The organism is Pseudomonas sp. K8 (assembly GCF_014889455.1).
GTDB lineage: Bacteria > Pseudomonadota > Gammaproteobacteria > Pseudomonadales > Pseudomonadaceae > Aquipseudomonas > Aquipseudomonas veronii.
In genome coordinates this window covers 1-16,710 of record NZ_VJWO01000012.1, presented here as the reverse complement: position 1 = coordinate 16,710, position 16,710 = coordinate 1, and the positions used below count along the sequence as shown (strand labels likewise).

Sequence of the window (16,710 nt, the reverse complement as noted above, 5' to 3'; positions counted from 1 at the left end):
CCGCCAGCGAGACAGGCTTAAAGCATGGATATGCGCGCAGATGTGCTGATTGTCGGGGCCGGAATGGTCGGGAGCGCCCTGGCGCTGGCGTTGCAGGGCAGTGGCCTGCAGGTGCTGCTGCTCGACGGCAGCCCGCTGAGCGTCAAGCCGTTCGAGCCTGACGCGGCTTTCGAGCCGCGGGTGAGCGCCTTGTCGGCCGCCAGCCAGCGCATCCTTGAGCGCCTTGGCGTGTGGGATGGCATCGTCGCACGGCGCGCCAGCCCGTATGGCGAGATGCAGGTGTGGGACGGCAGCGGCACCGGGCAGATCCATTTTTCGGCGGCCAGCGTGCATGCCGAAGTGCTCGGGCATATCGTCGAAAACCGCGTGGTCCAGGATGCCTTGCTCGATCGCCTGCACGACTGCGACCTGGGCCTGCTGGCCAACGCGCGCCTGGAACAGATGCGCCGCTCCGGCGATGACTGGCTGCTGACCCTGGCCGATGGCCGCACGCTGCGCGCGCCGCTGGTGGTCGCCGCCGATGGCGCCAACTCCGCGGTGCGCCGTCTGACCGGCACCGCGACCCGCGAATGGGATTACTTGCACAACGCTATCGTCACCAGCGTGCGCAGCAGCCAACCGCACCGGCGCACCGCCTGGCAACGCTTTACCGACACCGGCCCGCTGGCGTTTTTGCCGCTGGTGCGGGATGGGCAGGAGGACTGGTGTTCGATCGTCTGGTCGACCACGCCGGCTGAGTCCGCGCGCCTGATGGCGTTGAATGAGGAAAACTTCTGCCGTGAGCTGGAACGTGCCTTCGAAGGGCGCCTGGGCACGGTGCTCAGCGCCGACCCGCGTGTGTGTGTGCCCCTGCGCCAGCGCCACGCCAAACGTTATGTGGCCGAAGGCCTGGCGTTGATCGGCGATGCGGCCCACGTGATCCATCCGTTGGCGGGGCAGGGGGTGAACCTCGGTTTTCTCGATGCGGCCGTGCTGGCCGAGGTGCTGTTATCGGCGAGCGAACGCGGTGAACGCCTGGCGGATGTGAAAGTGCTGAGCCGTTACGAGCGTCGACGCATGCCGCACAACCTGGCGCTGATGGCGGCGATGGAAGGTTTCGAGCGCTTGTTCCAGGCCGACCAGTTGCCGTTGCGTTGGCTGCGCAATGCCGGCTTGAAGGTGGTCGACCAGATGCCGGAAGCCAAGGCGATCTTCGTGCGCCAGGCCCTTGGCTTGAGCGGGGATCTGCCGGAACTGGCCAGGCCCTGACACACCCGGCAGCCCGGGCCTGCCCGCGATGAGGCGATACGTCGCACTGCAGAACGCGGCCTTGCAACATCTCGTAACGCCTCATTCGAGTGAGTGATTGAGATGCTAAATGTGAGTCCTTATCATTTGTACTCTTTTGTTCACGAGAGACCGCACCCATGTCGGCACCCAAGCGCCTCCTGACTGCCCTGGCACTCACCCTCATCGGCAGCACCACCGTGCAGGCGGCCGACGAAGTCGTGGTCTACTCCTCGCGCATCGACGAACTGATCAAGCCGGTGTTCGACGCCTACACCCAGAAAACCGGGGTGCAGGTGAAGTTCATCACCGACAAGGAAGCCCCGCTGATGCAGCGCATCAAGGCCGAGGGCGAGAACGCCACCGCCGACCTGCTGCTCACCGTCGACGCCGGCAACCTCTGGCAGGCCGAGCAGATGGGCATCCTGCAACCGTTCACCTCCAAGGTGATCGACGCCAATATTCCGCTGCAATACCGCTCGTCCGCCCACGCCTGGACCGGTTTGAGCCTGCGTGCGCGGACCCTCGCCTATTCCACCGACCGGGTGAAGCCGGGCGAGCTGACCACCTACGAAGCCCTGGCCGACAAACAATGGGAAGGCCGCCTGTGCCTGCGCACGGCAAAAAAGGTCTACAACCAGTCGCTGACCGCCACCCTGATCGAAACCCATGGCGCGGCCAAGACCGAAGAAATCATCAAGGGCTGGGTCAATAACCTGTCCACCGATGTGTTCTCCGACGACATCGCCGTGCTCGAAGCGATCAACGCCGGGCAGTGCGACGTGGGCATCGTCAACACCTACTACTACGGCCGCCTGCACAAGCAGAAGCCGAACCTGGCGGTGAAGCTGTTCTGGCCGAACCAGGGCGACCGTGGCGTGCATGTGAACCTGTCCGGCATCGGCCTGACCAAATACGCGCCGCACCCGGAAGCAGCCAAGGCGCTGGTGGAATGGATGACCACGCCTGAGGCGCAGAAGATTTTTGCCGACATAAACCAGGAGTTCCCGGCCAACCCGACGGTGGCGCCGTCGGCTGAAGTGGCCAGTTGGGGCAAGTTCGTGGCGGACACCTTGCCGGTGGAAGTGGCGGGCAAGCGCCAGGCCGAGGCGATTCGCCTGATGGATCGGGCCGGCTGGAACTGAATGTGTAGGTGGGAGGGGGCTTGCTCCCTCCCACACTGTTTTGTGTCTGTCTGTAGATCATCCATTCCCAGGGAATTTGCTCTTGGCCCACCCCGCCCAACGCCGCTGGTACCTGCCGGTCTTCAGCGTCGCCGCCCTGGTGTTGCTGCCGCTGAGCGTGCTGTTGCTGTCCTGGCAAAGCATCGACGCGCAGATCTGGTCCCATCTGTGGGAAACCCAGATGCCGCGGCTGCTGGGCAATACCTTGACCCTGGTGCTCGGCGTCGGCGTCGGCGTGACCTTGCTGGGTGTGAGCCTGGCGTGGCTGACCAGCCTCTGCGAATTTCCCGGGCGGCGCTGGCTCGACTGGGCGCTGATGCTGCCGTTCGCGATCCCGGCGTATGTGCTGGCGTTTGTGTTTGTCGGCCTGCTGGACTTCTCGGGGCCGGTGCAAACCCTGCTGCGTGACGCGTTCGGCAGCGGCGTGCGCCTGCCCCGCGTGCGTTCCACCGGTGGGGTGGTCATTGTGTTGGTGCTGGTGTTCTATCCCTACGTCTACCTGCTGGCACGCACGGCGTTCCTGGCCCAGGGCAAGGGCTTGATGGAAGCGGCGCGCGTGCTGGGGCAATCGCCCTGGCAAGCCTTCTGGCGCGTGGCCCTGCCCATGGCGCGGCCGGCGATTGGCGCCGGCGTGGCCCTGGCGCTGATGGAGACCCTGGCGGATTTCGGCGCGGTCTCGGTGTTCAACTTCGATACCTTCACCACCGTGATCTACAAGACCTGGTACGGCTTTTTCAGCCTGTCCAGCGCGGCCCAGCTGGCCAGCCTGTTGCTGCTGGTGGTGATGCTGGTGCTCTACGGCGAGCGTCGTGCCCGCGGTGCCAGTCGGCCGAGCAATGAGCGGCCGCGCGGCAAGGCGCTGTATCACCTGCGCGGCTGGAAGGCGGCGGCGGCCAGTGGTTGGTGCGGCCTGGTGTTTGCCTGTGCCTTTGTCATTCCGATGCTGCAACTGCTCGCCTGGTTCTGGCAGCGCGGCCGCTTCGATCTGGACGAGCGCTATACCGGCCTGATCGTCCACACCCTGTACCTGGGCGGTATCGCGGCGCTGGTCACGGTCAGCGTGGCCCTGATACTGGCCTTCGCCAACCGCCTGGCGCCGACCCGGGCAATTCGTTCCGGCATCAGCCTGGCCAGCGTCGGGTATGCGTTGCCGGGCTCGGTACTGGCGGTGTCGATCATGTTGGCGTTCAGCTACCTGGACCGTGAGCTGGTGGTGCCGTTGTCGGGCTGGCTCGGTGGCGCGGGCAAGCCTTTGTTGCTGGGCAGCTTGGCGGCATTGGTGCTGGCGTATCTGGTGCGTTTCCTGGCGGTGGCTTACGGGCCGCTGGAAAACAGCCTGGCGCGTATCCGTCCATCGTTGCCCGAAGCGGCGCGCAGTCTTGGGGTGAGCGGTCCACGACTGTTTTGCAAAGTGTATCTTCCGCTGTTGCTGCCGGGCACCCTGAGCGCAGCGTTGCTGGTGTTCGTCGATGTGCTCAAGGAAATGCCGGCGACCCTGCTGATGCGCCCGTTTGGCTGGGACACCCTGGCGGTGCGGATCTTTGAGATGACCAGTGAAGGGGAGTGGGCGCGGGCGTCATTGCCGGCCTTGACCTTGGTGCTGGTGGGCCTGTTGCCGGTGGTCGGGCTGATACGACGTTCCGCTCGGCAAATCGGTTAGGTGCCAGTCCTACGGCTTGAGGCTACAATGCGCGGCATTCGGTACGCTCCGTGTTTCGGACCGGCTCGTCGGATGTGGCTGCAGGCCCTTTGATTAAAGGGGTTAAGCCCATCCTGCAGCCCTGCGTACCTTCGCCAAGCCCGGAAGGAGAAACCCATGGGACAGCGCACGCCTTTGTATGACCTGCATCTCGCCCTCGGCGCGAAAATGGTCGATTTTGGCGGTTGGGATATGCCTCTGCACTATGGCTCGCAAGTTGAAGAACACCATCAGGTGCGACGCGACTGCGGGGTGTTCGATGTATCTCATATGACCGTGATCGATGTCACCGGCCCCCAGGCCAAGGAATGGCTCCAGTACCTGCTGGCCAATGACGTCGACCGTTTGCACGGCTGCGGCCGTGCGTTGTACAGCGCCATGCTCAACGAGCACGGCGGGGTGGTGGACGACATGATCGTCTACCGTACCGAAGCCGGTTACCGGCTGGTGGTCAACGCCGCCACCCGTGACCAGGACATGGCCTGGATGCAGGCGCAGTTGGGCACTTACCCGGTGCAACTGCACGAGCGCTCCGAACTGGCCATGCTCGCTATCCAGGGCCCCCACGCCCGGCAGAAAATCGCCGAACTGGTGACCCAGTCGCGTGGCACCCTGATCCACCAGCTCAAGCCCTTCGAAGGCCAGGCCGATGGCGACTGGTTCATCGCCCGCACCGGCTACACCGGCGAAGACGGCCTGGAAATTGTCCTGCCGGCCGATCAGGCCCCGGGTTTTTTCAACGACCTGGTGGGCGCGGGGATTTCCCCCATCGGCCTCGGCGCCCGCGACACCCTGCGCCTGGAAGCCGGCATGAACCTGTATGGCCAGGATATCCACCAGGACGTTTCGCCCCTGGCGGCCAACATGGCCTGGAGCATTGCCTGGGAACCGGCCGAGCGCCGTTTCATCGGCCGCGCCGCGCTGGAAGCCGAACTGGTGGCCGGGGTGCAGACCAAATTGGTCGGTTTGGTACTGGAAGAACGTGGGGTTTTACGCGCTCACCAAGTGGTTCGTATCGCCAATGTTGGCGAAGGGGAGATCACCAGTGGTAGTTTCTCTCCTACGCTGAGTAAATCCATTGCTTTGGCGCGTGTACCGACGGCGACTGCCGATCGGGCCGAAGTGGAGATCCGCGGCAAGTGGTATCCGGTTCGAGTGGTCAAACCGACCTTCGTGCGCCATGGTAAAACCTTGATCTAACTATTCCGGCAGGCCAGTGGCCGCTGACATTTCTTCTTGAGGACATAGACTATGAGCGATATCCCTGCCGGCCTGCGTTATGCCGAAAGTCACGAATGGGCCCGTTTGGAAGCTGACGGCACTGTGACCGTCGGCATCTCCGACCATGCCCAGGAAGCCTTGGGTGATGTGGTGTTTGTTGAGTTGGCCGAAATCGGCAAAGCGTTTGCGGCGGGGGACGCGGCGGGTGTCGTGGAGTCGGTTAAAGCGGCTTCGGACATCTACTCGCCAGTTGCTGGCGAAGTGATTGCTGTTAACGAGGAACTGAGCGGCAGCCCTGAGTTGTTGAACAGCGACCCTTACGGCGCCTGGATCTTCAAGCTCAAGCCCAGCAACCCGGCCGACCTGGAAAAACTGCTCGATGCCGCCGGCTACAAAGCCGCCATCGGCGAGTGATCCCGCTGCAGGAGCCGGTCATCCGGCTCCTGCAACAGCCTTTCAGCGCTTCAGCACGGCCTTCACCGCCGCTACCGAGCGTTCCACATCTGCCTCTGTCATTGCTGTGAACATCGGCAACGACACGATCAAACGCCCAACACGCTCCGCTACAGGGAACATGCCTTCCTTGAACCCGCGTGCCCGATACAGGCTCAACAGGTGGATCGGCGGGTAGTGATAGCCAATGCCGACGCCGTGGGCCTGCATCTGCTCCATGAATGTGGCGCGGGCCGGCAGCCCGTCCTGGCGCTCCGGCAGGACCAGTTGGAACAGGTGCCAGTTGCTGTTTTCGAAATCCGCCGGTGGCAGTTGCGCACCGTATTGCTCTTCAAAATCACTGCCGAAGCACTTGAAGTAGTGCCGCGCCAGGTTCTGGCGATGGGCGGTGATCTCCTGGATATGGGCAAATTGCCCCAGGCCGATGGCGGCGGCGATGTCGGTCATGTTGAACTTGCCGCCCAGCACATCCACGTCCAGGCCGTCGAAGCCGGTGCGGGTCACGCCCTGCAAGCGGTACTTCTCTGCCAGGCGTGCTTCGTCGGCGTTGTTCAGCACCAGGCAGCCGCCCTCGGAAGAGGTGATGTTCTTGTTTGCCTGGAAGCTGAACGACACGAAGTCGCCGGTGGCGCCGATCCGCTCACCGTCCCAGCTCGAACCCAGGGCCTGGGCGGCATCTTCAACGATACGCAGGTTGTACTTGTTGGCCAGCGCGTAAAGCATCGGCATATCCAGCGGCAGGCCGGCCAGGTATACCGGGATGATCGCCTTGGTGCGCGGGGTGATGGCCGCTTCGACCTGGGCCAGGTCGATATTGCGGGTTACCGGGTCGATATCGGCAAACACCGGCGTAGCGCCGACTTCCAGAATCACGTTGGCCGTGGCAACCCAGGAGATCGGCGTGGTGATGACTTCATCGCCCGACCCGATACCGGCGATGCGCAAGGCGATCTCCATGGTGCAGGTGCCCGAGTTGAAGGTGCGTACTGGTCGCCCGCCAAAGTATTCCGACAGTTGCGCTTCGAACGCCTGCACTTTCGGCCCGCTGGTGATCCAGCCTGAACGCAGTACATCACCGACCGCCGAGATGGTGGCTTCATCAATGGTAGGTTTGGAAAATGGCAGAAAGGGCTGTTGGCTCATGACGACGAAGGCATCCGTTTCAGATAGACGATGAGAGAAGGCATATCAGTACCGGCATGGTTGCACGGCGTGACTGAATATAGCCTGTCTTCTGTGAACGAAACGTCACCCAAACGGTGAAAAATGCCGCATCGAGCGCGGCATTTTTTGCTGCGAGTCAGAAGGAAACGCGCGCTTCCAGAAACATATTCTGCTCTTTGAGCTTGCCTTTGAGCTGCTCATCCCGTGCGTTCACGCGGTTGGCGAAGGTGTTGTAGCCGGTTTCCACATCGCCCATGGCGGTGTAACGGTAACCCGCGCCGAGGGTGAGTTGTTCGCTGACCTTGGCCTCCAGCCCCATGCCGACGCTGTAGGCGAAATTGTGCTGGCGGTGGTTGGCAAAGCGCCGGGTCTCGTTGGTCTGGTAGCCCTCGGCGTCGATCCGCGCCACCCCCACGCCGGCCATACCGTAAAACGACAGCCAATCATTGAGTGGGATGTCCTTGTAGCCATTGAGCATCAAGCGCTGGCTGTGGACCTGTTGGCTGTTGACGTTGGCATTGAAGGGCGCCCAGTAGGACTTGAAGGTCGAATGCTTCGGCATGGTGTATTCCCCTTCCAGGCGCCAGCCATCGGCAAACGCATAACCCACGGCGAAAGAGGCGACGATTGACTTGCTGCTGTCGGGCGCCTCCACCCGTTCGGTGACGCGTGGGCTGGTCAGCAGGGCGCTGGAGAGGTTCTGACGGGCGTGGTTGAGCTTCAACGATCCGTACCCGTTTTCTGCATGGGCATGGGGGGTAAAGAACACAGAGAACAGCAGCGCGTAGGCGAGTTTTTGCATGGAAGGGATTCGCTCGATGGAAAAGGAATCCTTAGCTTGTTGCCTGGCTCTTGAGGGCTCGACAGGACTTCTCTGCCCGCGGCTGGAAAAAATAGACTATCTGCGTAGTGCCCGGGGGCGATGACTGTAGGAAATGATCAAAAAAAATGCCGCTGGGAAGCGGCATTCTTTATGGGGCGAGGATTACTCGGTGACAGCGTTTTTCGCGAGGATGGCGTTGGCCAATTCCATGTCCGTGGCCTGGAGGCCAGGGTTATCGGCGCGGACTTTCTGCATGGCGGCTTCCAGGTACGGGCCGCGGATGCCGCCGTCGCTGGCAACGAAGCTGCCTGCGTCGTCTTGGGCGGCAACCACCAGCTTGTGGTCCTTGAAGGTCAGGTACGTCGAGCCGGTCGTGGCGCCCGACGAGATGACATTACGCCAGAAGCTATCGGCCATGGCTGAGCCGACAGGTAGGGAAAGCACAGCGAGGGTGGCGACAGCATATTTGAGACGCATGGCGGGTGACTCCGGGTGGGTTATCTGTACTCTATGATTCTAGTTAGCCCAATCGAGTTCCATCACTGACTAAACAGTTTCAACCTGCAAAACCGTCCCCTCCTGTGCAACCACGCATACATGAGTGCCTACGGGGGTGTCCGGGCCGGTCACGATCCACACGCCATCACCGACTTTTATCTTGCCGCGACCATCCACAATCGCCTGATGCACGACAAACGTGTGGCCGATCAACTCTGAACCGCGCTCATTGAGCCCCGGTTGGTCGCTGGCCTTGGCGCTGCTGCGCTGGCGTTTCCACCAGTACACCGCCGTCAATATCGACAACACGGCGAACAGCAGCAGTTGCCATTCCAGCCCGAGCGGCGGTACCAGGAACTTGATCACGCCCACGGCGGCCGCGGCGATCCCCATCCACAACAGGTAGCCGCCGGCGCCGAACACTTCAAGAATCAGCAGCACCGTGCCCAGTGCCAGCCAATCCCAAAACGAAAGATGCTGCAGGAAATCCCACATGGCGATGGCCTCAGCCTTTCTTGTTGTCGAAAGTCGCTTTGACGATTTCGCCGATACCGCCGACAGCGCCGATCACCTGGCTGGCTTCCAGCGGCATGAGGATCACCTTGCTGTTGTTGGCCGAGGCCAGTTTGCCCAGCGCGTCGATGTATTTCTGGGCGACGAAGTAGTTGATGGCCTGCACGTTACCGGTGGCGATCGCTTCGGACACTACCTGGGTGGCGCGGGCCTCTGCCTCGGCTTGACGTTCGCGGGCTTCGGACTCCAGGAACGCGGCTTGGCGTCCGCCTTCGGCTTCGAGGATCTGCGCCTGCTTCTTGCCTTCGGCGGTCAGGATCGCCGATGCCCGCAGGCCCTCGGCTTCGAGGATCTGTGCGCGCTTGATCCGCTCGGCTTTCATCTGGCCCGACATGGCGGCCATCAGGTCCGCGGGCGGGCTGATGTCCTTGATCTCGATCCGGGTGATCTTGATGCCCCACGGCGCCGTGGCTTCGTCGACGGTGCGCAGCAGTTTTTCGTTGATGCCGTCACGTTGGCTGAGCATCGCATCCAGTTCCATGGAACCGAGTACGGTACGGATATTGGTCTGCAACAGGTTGCGGATGGCGTGTTCGAGGTTGTTCACCTCATAGGCGGCCTGGGCGGTGTTGACCACCTGGAAGAAGCACACGGCGTCGATCTGCACGGTGGCGTTGTCGGCGGTGATCACTTCCTGGGGCGGGATATCCAGCACGCTTTCCATCACGTTGATCTTGCGACCGATGCGGTCCATGACCGGGATGATGATGTTGAGGCCGGGCTTGAGCGTGTTGGTGTAGCGACCGAAGCGCTCGACCGTCCACTGATAGCCCTGGGGCACCACTTTGAAGCCCATGAACAGGATGGCGATGGCCAATCCCACGAAAAGAAGCAGTACGGTTCCGATCTGCATAGCGATTCCCTATCTGAAGATGTCAGTGAAACGACGTTCGGCCGATTGTAACGGGGTTGTCTGCGATAAGAAGGGTTTCACCGCCCGACAGCCAACGGATTTGTTTCTGAATCCCCAGGCGTGGCGCGCAAGATTTCCGCCAGGCTGGTCAACCCGGCTTCGACCTTGTGCATGCCGGCCATTCGCAGGCTGCACATCCCTTGCTGGAGCGCCGCCCGGCGCAAGGCCTGCACGTCGGTGCCGGGGGAGATCAGCGACTTGAGCGCGTCGTCCAGCACCATGATTTCGTAGACCCCGGCGCGCCCGCGATAACCGCTGTCACGACACTCCGCGCACCCGATGGCTTCAGTGTCGTTGCCGCCGGTTGTGCGTTTGCAGCGTGGGCACAAGAGTCGCACCAAGCGCTGCGCCATCACTCCCAGTAGTGTGGCCTTGATCAAATAATAAGCAATGCCCAGTTCCTGCAATCGGCTGATCGCACTCGGCGCATCGTTGGTGTGCAGGGTCGACAGCACCAGATGCCCGGTCAGCGCGGCCTGGATCGCCATCTCGGCGGTTTCCTGGTCGCGGATCTCGCCGATCATGATGATGTCCGGGTCTTGGCGCAGCAGTGCGCGGATGCCGCTGGCGAAGCTCAGGTCGATATTGTGCTGCACCTGCATCTGGTTGAATGCCGGCTCGACCATCTCGATCGGGTCTTCCACCGTACACAGGTTGACCTCGCGGCTCGCCAGGCGCTTGAGGGTGGTGTAGAGGGTGCTGGTCTTGCCGGAGCCGGTAGGGCCGGTGACCAGGATGATGCCGTGGCTCTGGCGGGTCAGGCTGTGCCAGCGTTGCTGGTCCTGGGCCGACAGGCCAAGCTGGTCGAAGTCCTTGAGCAGTACCTGGGGGTCGAAAATCCGCATCACCAGTTTCTCGCCGAACGCCGTGGGCAAGGTTGAAAGGCGCAATTCCACTTCCGCGCCCGCCGGGCTTTTGGTCTTGACCCGCCCGTCCTGCGGTTTGCGTTTTTCTGCCACGTTCATCCGGCCCAGGCTTTTCAGGCGGCTGACCACCGCCATCGTGACCTGGGGCGGAAACTGGTAGACGTCATGCAGCAGCCCGTCGATGCGAAAACGCACGCGGCCCTGCTCGCGACATGGCTCGATATGGATATCGCTGGCCCGCTGGCCGAACGCGTACTGCAACAGCCAGTCGACGATATTGACGATATGCGCGTCGTTGGCGTCCGGCGCCTGGTCGCTGGCGCCGAGGTTGAGCAACTCGAAATGTGCCGGCGCGGGCGTTGTTTGATCGGCGCCGCTGACGGACTTCACCAGGCGATAAAACTCGCCGATGCAGCGCTGGATGGCCTGTGGGTTGGCGACCACGCGTTTGATCGAACGCTTGAGCACCTGCGCCAACCCGGCTTCCCAGGCAGTGACGTAAGGCTCGGCACTGGCGACCGTGACGCTCTGTGCATCCACGGCCACCGCAAGAATGCCGTGGCGCTGGGCGAAGGCGTGGGACATCAGTGGCACCACCGTCGCCACATCGATCTTCAGCGGGTCGATACGCAGGTAAGGCTGCCCGCTGTGCCGCGCCAGCCATTGCGTCAGGGTTTCCAGGCAAGGCCCCTGGGCCGCGATGCATTCCAGGGGATGCTGAGTGTGGCTGGCCGGCAGCGTCGACAAGCGCCGGGCCACATCGAGGGTGATCACGCCCTGCTCGACCAGGGCCGGTAACAACGGGGGCAATTCCAATCGCTGATCAACAGGCATTGAGGTTTTCCTGGGGCGCCGGGTGTATTCCCAGGCTAGTCAGCCCCTGAACCGCTGCCTTGCGCGTGTATTGCAGGCTTTTACTGGGCGCCGGCCGCCAGCGCCTGAGGCCGCACGGAATCAGCCGACCACATCTCCAGCGAGCACACGCTGATCAGGTTTCGAATCTTTTCACCGATCACCTGGGCTCGGTGCCAGCTCACGCCATCCATCACGATATCCACGGTCAGCACATCGTCCTGGCGATTCACACTGACCTGGCGCGGCGTCAGGAACTGCAGCGCGAAATAGTTGAGCACCCGGCACAGCACATCGGGTTCGGCCTCGGCGACGATCTGGTAATGGGCCTGGCAATGGGCACTGTCGACGGCCCACGCATCGACGCGGGTAACAGGGCAGGTGGTTTCGACGGCGTGCATGCGGACTCTCCAGATTCGATTGGAGAAATTCTTACATTCGCGAAAGGAGATTTCTTATCTAAGATGAGCCTGATTCGTCGATAGATGCACAAATCAATTCAAGACAACCCGTATTAAAGGTATTTCTATGCGCAGCGAGCTGGACGTCTACGACCGCCGTATCCTGGCCCTGCTGCAGGAGGATGCCTCGCTCTCCAGCGCGCAGATCGCCGAGCAGGTCGGCCTGTCTCAATCGCCATGCTGGCGGCGTATCCAACGGCTGAAGGACGAGGGCGTGATCCGCAGCCAGGTCACGCTGCTGGACCGCAAGAAGATCGGCCTCAATACGCAGATTTTTGCCGAGGTCAAACTCAATGCCCACGGGCGCTCCAACTTCACCGAGTTCACCGAGGCGATCCGCGGTTTTCCGGAAGTGTTGGAGTGTTATGTGTTGATGGGGGCGGTGGATTTTCTGCTGCGCATTGTCACGTCGGACATCGAGGCTTACGAGCGGTTTTTCTTCGAGAAGTTGTCGATGGTGCCGGGGATTCAGGAGGTCAATTCGATCGTGGCGTTGTCGGAGATCAAGTCCACCACTAGCGTGCCAGTATTGGGCTGACAGGGCTGGCCTCATCGGGGGCAAGCCCCCTCCCACATTGGAGTGGGAAGTGGCTTACTCCCGATGGCGATATTACAGACGCAGCAGGGTCTTCCAGGCACGGTTCTGATACACCGCGATCGCCTGATGCATGCGCGCATCCAGCGATTCATCGGTGATCGGCTGGTTGGCCAGTTGCGCCAGCTTGTTCAGCTCACCGTACAGGCGGTCGAGTTCCGCAATGTCCACCACCTGGCGTGCGTGGTGCAGCCAGGCCTGGATGCGCTCGATGCGCGGCAGTTGCTCGGCGAGGTCTTCCGGTTGCTGCTGATAGCGCGGCAGTTGCAGGGCGACGGCGTCTTCGGCCAGCAGGCGTGGCAACCAGTTGGTGATTTGCGCGGCGCCCTGACGGTTACCGCGCACGTTGCGGTCGGCGGTCCAGGTGCGGTTCAGCAGCCAGCGGGAGGTGTTCAGCGAGAACAGGCCCCAGCGCACGTCGGTCAATTCTTCGGCGAATTGCTCCGGCGCGGCTTTGCGAATGTCTTCATCGTCGTCACCGGCCTGGACCAGTGGGCGCCAGTCTTCCAGCAGGGCATCGAGTGCGCTGCGCAGTTCGCTGGTGGATTGACGCGGCGCGGCCTGACCGAGGCTGCCGAGCAGGGCGCGCAGCTCGCCGAGGTTGTCGACCCAGTCCTGCAACAGGCGCCAGTGGCCATTGAAACGGTATTGCTCGGCCAGGCGCTGGCTGCTGCCCAGCAGGTGCCACATGATCGCGGCGAAGGCGTCGTCCAACGGCATTTCGGCGTGCAGTTGCGGCGCCGGCAGGCTCAGGGAGTAGCTGCTGGCGTCATACAGGCGGTAGCCGCGTTCGGCCTTGCTGATGTCGCATGGCATCAGTGCCAGGGTGGCGGCCAGTTCGGCGGCCAGTTCCAGCAGGGCGGCCGGTTCGCCTTCGCGCAGTTCCAGTTCCAGCTCGCAGATTTCTTCTTTCTGCTTGCCGGCCACTACATGGCCCAGGTCCAGTGCGGCTTCGATCACCACTTTGGCTTTGCCCCGGCCCCAGGCGATTTCGGCGCGTTCGCGCACGAAGTCGGTGGTGAAGATCGGCTTGAGGGTCTTTTTGTCCAGCTCGGCGAGTTCCTCGGGCCAGCATTCGCCGTCGAGTTTCTTCACGTCGAGCTTGGCTTTGGGCAATTCCCAGTTGTATTCGTTACGTTCCGACAAGCCGGCGACGCTTTGGCCGCGGGTCTTGAGGGTCTGGATAATGTCGTCACCGTCCTTGCGCAAACGCAGGGCGACTTTGGCCTTGGCCAGGTCGCGCTCGGGGGTGTCGAAGTACTGGTTCATCAACTCACGGCGTTCCCAGCCACTTTTGTTGCGTTTTTTCAGTAGCGGGTGCTCACGCAGCGCGGCGAGTGTTTCGCGGCTGACGCGGAGCTTGATTTCGGTTTCTTTCTGCATGGCCGGAAAATCCAGGATCGGGAGCGCAGCCGGGAAAAAGAGTGGCTGCCAAGGTCGTGCAGTGTACAGGACTGAGCCCGGCAACGCGCCGCAACGGTTTATTGTGTCGTGCAGATGCCTCTATAGTGAGGTTCATCCGGGAAGTAGGGAGACCGCGCATGCCGTTACCGTCCATGAAAGAGCAATTCGCCGCCTTGATTGCCACACCGTCGGTCAGTTGCACCCAAGCGTCTCTCGACCAGAGCAACCGCCCGGTGATCGACCTGCTCGCCGGCTGGCTGGGCGATCTGGGCTTCGCCATCGACATCCAGCCCGTCAGCCCCGGCAAGTTCAACCTGCTCGCCAGTTTCGGCACGGGCCCCGGCGGCCTGGTGTTGGCCGGTCATAGCGATACCGTGCCGTATGACGCCGCGCTGTGGAAGACCGACCCGCTCAAGCTGACGGAAGTCGACGGTCGCTGGGTAGGATTGGGCAGCTGCGACATGAAGGGTTTTTTCGCGCTGGCCATCGAAGCGGTGTTGCCGTTGCTCGACCAACCGTTCAAGCAGCCGTTGCTGATCCTTGCCACCTGCGATGAAGAAAGCTCGATGTCCGGCGCCCGTGCATTGGCGGCGGCCGGGCGTCCGCTGGGGCGTGCGGCGGTGATCGGCGAGCCGACGGGCCTCAAGCCGATCCGCCTGCACAAAGGTGTGATGATGGAGCGCATCGACATCCTCGGCCGCAGCGGTCATTCGTCGGACCCGCGCCTGGGCCACAGCGCGCTGGAAGCCATGCACGATGCCATCGGCGCACTGCGCGGCCTGCGCCTGGCCTGGCAGCGCGAGTACCACAACCCGCAGTTCAGCGTGCCGCAACCGACCCTGAATTTCGGTTGCATCCACGGCGGCGATAACCCCAACCGCATCTGCGGCCAGTGTTCCCTGGAGTTCGACCTGCGGCCCTTGCCCGGCATGGACCCGCAGGTGCTGCGCGCGGCGATCCGGCAGAAACTCGAACCAGTGGCCGAGCGCCATAAGGTGAAGATCGACTATGCGCCGCTGTTCGCCGAAGTGCCGCCGTTCGAGCAGGCCGAAGACGCAGAGCTGGTGCGGGTCGCCGAACGATTGACCGGGCATCGCGCCGAAGCAGTAGCGTTCGGCACCGAAGCGCCTTATCTTCAGCGCCTTGGTTGTGAAACCCTGGTGCTTGGCCCTGGCGATATTGCCTGCGCCCACCAGCCGGGCGAGTACCTCGAAATGTCACGCTTGACGCCTACAGTGCGTCTATTGCGGGAACTGATCGAACATTACTGCCTGACACCTGCATAAATTAATCCCTGCCCATGCGTACATAAGGAGAGCGAGCGTGTTGCCAAGCCTGTTCCGACGATAACCATCAGCCTGCTGTGCGTTTTCACGACTCATCCTTTTTCGGCTGCTTTTTATTACAGGCCCAGGTTCCATGCCCGACTACGTCAATTGGCTTCGTCACGCTTCGCCCTACATCAACGCCCACCGCGACTGCACCTTTGTGGTCATGCTGCCCGGCGACGGTGTGGATCATCCGAACTTCGGCAATATCGTCCACGACCTGGTGCTGCTCCACAGCCTGGGAGTGCGACTGGTGCTGGTCCACGGTTCGCGCCCACAGATTGAAGCGCGCCTTGAAGCGCGCGGGCTCAACCCGGTTTACCACAACGGCCTGCGCATCACCGATGCCGCCACGCTGGAGTGTGTGATCGATGCGGTCGGCCATCTGCGCATCGCCATTGAAGCGCGCCTGTCGATGGACATGGCCTCGTCGCCGATGCAGGGCTCGCGCTTGCGCGTGGCCAGCGGCAACCTGGTGACGGCACGCCCGATCGGCGTGCTCGAAGGCGTGGACTTCCACCACACCGGCGAAGTGCGTCGGGTTGACCGCAAAGGCATCAATCGCCTGCTGGACGAGCGCTCCATCGTGCTGCTGTCGCCCCTGGGGTATTCGCCCACCGGCGAGATCTTCAACCTGGCCTGCGAAGACGTCGCCACCCGCGCCGCCATCGACCTGGCTGCCGATAAGCTCCTGCTGTTCGGTGCCGATCCTGGCCTGATCGATGAAAATGGCCGCCTGGTGCGTGAACTGCGCCCGCAACAAGTGCCGGCGCACCTGCAACGCCTGGGCAGCAACTACCAGGCTGAATTGCTCGATGCGGCTGCCGAAGCTTGCCGGGGCGGGGTAGGCCGCAGCCATATCGTCAGCTATGTCGAAGACGGTGCGCTGCTCACCGAACTGTTCACCCGTGATGGCGGCGGTACGCTGGTGGCCCAGGAACAATTCGAGCTGGTGCGCGAGGCGGCGATCGAAGACGTCGGCGGCTTGCTCGACCTGATCAGCCCGCTGGAAGAGCAGGGCATCCTGGTACGCCGTTCGCGGGAAGTGCTGGAGCGCGAGATCGAGCAGTTCAGCGTGGTCGAACGCGAAGGCATGATCATCGCCTGCGCGGCGCTGTATCAGATCGCCGATTCGGACGCGGGGGAGCTGGCGTGCCTGGCGGTCAACCCGGAGTATCGCCACGGCAGGCGCGGCGATGAGCTACTGGAGCGCATCGAGGCTCGCGCCCGGGCGCAGGGGTTGAAGACCCTGTTCGTGCTCACCACGCGCACGGCGCACTGGTTCCGCGAGCGCGGCTTTGTGCCCAGCAGCGTGGATCGCCTGCCTTCGGCGCGGGCATCGCTGTACAACTATCAGCGTAACTCGAAGATTTTCGAGAAGGCCCTGTAACACCCCGCCCGCCCAGCCCC

Annotated in this window: 16 protein-coding genes; 8 read left to right on the top strand and 8 right to left on the bottom strand. The window is 62.6% G+C overall.

Annotation, left to right across the window (positions count from 1 at the left end):
* Positions 1-30: 30 nt before the first annotated feature.
* The 5 genes from INT12_RS11265 to gcvH all read left to right on the top strand — a co-directional run bounded on the left by INT12_RS11265 (position 31) and on the right by gcvH (position 5,784).
* Positions 31-1,248 (top strand): 2-octaprenyl-3-methyl-6-methoxy-1,4-benzoquinol hydroxylase, encoded by a 1,218-nt coding sequence (locus tag INT12_RS11265; protein ID WP_193040293.1) that lies wholly within the window; start codon positions 31-33, stop codon positions 1,246-1,248.
* A gap of 158 nt (positions 1,249-1,406) precedes the next feature.
* Positions 1,407-2,411, top strand: coding sequence for an extracellular solute-binding protein (locus tag INT12_RS11260; RefSeq protein WP_046488850.1), 1,005 nt, complete (start codon positions 1,407-1,409; stop codon positions 2,409-2,411).
* Between the two features lie 82 nt (positions 2,412-2,493).
* Positions 2,494-4,110, top strand: a complete 1,617-nt coding sequence (locus INT12_RS11255; RefSeq protein ID WP_193040291.1) for an ABC transporter permease — start codon at positions 2,494-2,496, stop codon at positions 4,108-4,110.
* Between the two features lie 156 nt (positions 4,111-4,266).
* On the top strand, positions 4,267-5,349 hold the full coding sequence (gene gcvT / locus INT12_RS11250) for a glycine cleavage system aminomethyltransferase GcvT (protein ID WP_193040290.1): 1,083 nt from the start codon (positions 4,267-4,269) through the stop codon (positions 5,347-5,349).
* Between the two features lie 51 nt (positions 5,350-5,400).
* Positions 5,401-5,784, top strand: a complete 384-nt coding sequence (gcvH, locus tag INT12_RS11245) for a glycine cleavage system protein GcvH (RefSeq protein WP_017845103.1) — start codon at positions 5,401-5,403, stop codon at positions 5,782-5,784.
* A 42-nt stretch (positions 5,785-5,826) separates the two neighbouring features.
* On the opposite strand, the gene INT12_RS11240 is transcribed toward gcvH, so the two are convergent.
* From INT12_RS11240 to INT12_RS11210, 7 genes are all read right to left on the bottom strand, one after another.
* Positions 5,827-6,966: a DegT/DnrJ/EryC1/StrS family aminotransferase gene (locus tag INT12_RS11240; protein ID WP_193040288.1), complete on the bottom strand. Its 1,140-nt coding sequence runs from the start codon at positions 6,964-6,966 to the stop codon at positions 5,827-5,829.
* Positions 6,967-7,123: 157 nt separating this feature from the next.
* Positions 7,124-7,789, bottom strand: a complete 666-nt coding sequence (locus INT12_RS11235) for an outer membrane protein (protein WP_046488845.1) — start codon at positions 7,787-7,789, stop codon at positions 7,124-7,126.
* A gap of 183 nt (positions 7,790-7,972) precedes the next feature.
* Positions 7,973-8,287 (bottom strand): DUF2388 domain-containing protein, encoded by a 315-nt coding sequence (locus tag INT12_RS11230; RefSeq protein ID WP_003176799.1) that lies wholly within the window; start codon positions 8,285-8,287, stop codon positions 7,973-7,975.
* A gap of 69 nt (positions 8,288-8,356) precedes the next feature.
* Positions 8,357-8,803, bottom strand: a complete 447-nt coding sequence (locus tag INT12_RS11225) for an NfeD family protein (RefSeq protein ID WP_193040287.1) — start codon at positions 8,801-8,803, stop codon at positions 8,357-8,359.
* Between the two features lie 10 nt (positions 8,804-8,813).
* Positions 8,814-9,734: an SPFH domain-containing protein gene (locus INT12_RS11220; RefSeq protein WP_046381704.1), complete on the bottom strand. Its 921-nt coding sequence runs from the start codon at positions 9,732-9,734 to the stop codon at positions 8,814-8,816.
* A gap of 77 nt (positions 9,735-9,811) precedes the next feature.
* Positions 9,812-11,494 (bottom strand): GspE/PulE family protein, encoded by a 1,683-nt coding sequence (locus tag INT12_RS11215; RefSeq protein ID WP_193040286.1) that lies wholly within the window; start codon positions 11,492-11,494, stop codon positions 9,812-9,814.
* A gap of 80 nt (positions 11,495-11,574) precedes the next feature.
* Positions 11,575-11,913 (bottom strand): hypothetical protein, encoded by a 339-nt coding sequence (locus INT12_RS11210; protein ID WP_017845097.1) that lies wholly within the window; start codon positions 11,911-11,913, stop codon positions 11,575-11,577.
* A 127-nt stretch (positions 11,914-12,040) separates the two neighbouring features.
* On the opposite strand from INT12_RS11210, the gene INT12_RS11205 reads away from it, so the two are divergent.
* Positions 12,041-12,511, top strand: a complete 471-nt coding sequence (locus tag INT12_RS11205) for an Lrp/AsnC family transcriptional regulator (protein WP_193040285.1) — start codon at positions 12,041-12,043, stop codon at positions 12,509-12,511.
* A gap of 72 nt (positions 12,512-12,583) precedes the next feature.
* Here INT12_RS11205 and INT12_RS11200 read toward each other — a convergent pair whose 3' ends face one another.
* Complete coding sequence (locus INT12_RS11200; RefSeq protein ID WP_017845095.1) at positions 12,584-13,951, bottom strand: inorganic triphosphatase; 1,368 nt, start codon at positions 13,949-13,951, stop codon at positions 12,584-12,586.
* Between the two features lie 158 nt (positions 13,952-14,109).
* On the opposite strand from INT12_RS11200, the gene argE reads away from it, so the two are divergent.
* The gene (gene argE, locus INT12_RS11195) at positions 14,110-15,258 is read left to right on the top strand and encodes an acetylornithine deacetylase (protein WP_193058851.1); all 1,149 of its coding nucleotides are present in this window, start codon (positions 14,110-14,112) and stop codon (positions 15,256-15,258) included.
* Between the two features lie 133 nt (positions 15,259-15,391).
* Positions 15,392-16,690, top strand: a complete 1,299-nt coding sequence (gene argA / locus INT12_RS11190; RefSeq protein ID WP_017845093.1) for an amino-acid N-acetyltransferase — start codon at positions 15,392-15,394, stop codon at positions 16,688-16,690.
* The last annotated feature ends 20 nt before the right edge of the window (positions 16,691-16,710 follow it).

Bases quoted from the DNA above. Each gene is read 5' to 3' on its own strand.
- INT12_RS11225 (WP_193040287.1), bottom strand. From the start codon at position 8,803: ATGTGGGATTTCCTGCAGCATCTTTCGTTTTGGGATTGGCTGGCACTG.
- INT12_RS11265 (WP_193040293.1), top strand. From the start codon at position 31: ATGCGCGCAGATGTGCTGATTGTCGGGGCCGGAATGGTCGGGAGCGCC.
- INT12_RS11210 (WP_017845097.1), bottom strand. From the start codon at position 11,913: ATGCACGCCGTCGAAACCACCTGCCCTGTTACCCGCGTCGATGCGTGG.
- argA (WP_017845093.1), top strand. From the start codon at position 15,392: ATGCCCGACTACGTCAATTGGCTTCGTCACGCTTCGCCCTACATCAAC.
- INT12_RS11260 (WP_046488850.1), top strand. From the start codon at position 1,407: ATGTCGGCACCCAAGCGCCTCCTGACTGCCCTGGCACTCACCCTCATC.
- INT12_RS11205 (WP_193040285.1), top strand. From the start codon at position 12,041: ATGCGCAGCGAGCTGGACGTCTACGACCGCCGTATCCTGGCCCTGCTG.
- INT12_RS11200 (WP_017845095.1), bottom strand. From the start codon at position 13,951: ATGCAGAAAGAAACCGAAATCAAGCTCCGCGTCAGCCGCGAAACACTC.
- argE (WP_193058851.1), top strand. From the start codon at position 14,110: ATGCCGTTACCGTCCATGAAAGAGCAATTCGCCGCCTTGATTGCCACA.
- INT12_RS11230 (WP_003176799.1), bottom strand. From the start codon at position 8,287: ATGCGTCTCAAATATGCTGTCGCCACCCTCGCTGTGCTTTCCCTACCT.
- INT12_RS11220 (WP_046381704.1), bottom strand. From the start codon at position 9,734: ATGCAGATCGGAACCGTACTGCTTCTTTTCGTGGGATTGGCCATCGCC.
- INT12_RS11240 (WP_193040288.1), bottom strand. From the start codon at position 6,966: ATGAGCCAACAGCCCTTTCTGCCATTTTCCAAACCTACCATTGATGAA.
- INT12_RS11235 (WP_046488845.1), bottom strand. From the start codon at position 7,789: ATGCAAAAACTCGCCTACGCGCTGCTGTTCTCTGTGTTCTTTACCCCC.
- INT12_RS11215 (WP_193040286.1), bottom strand. From the start codon at position 11,494: ATGCCTGTTGATCAGCGATTGGAATTGCCCCCGTTGTTACCGGCCCTG.
- gcvT (WP_193040290.1), top strand. From the start codon at position 4,267: ATGGGACAGCGCACGCCTTTGTATGACCTGCATCTCGCCCTCGGCGCG.
- gcvH (WP_017845103.1), top strand. From the start codon at position 5,401: ATGAGCGATATCCCTGCCGGCCTGCGTTATGCCGAAAGTCACGAATGG.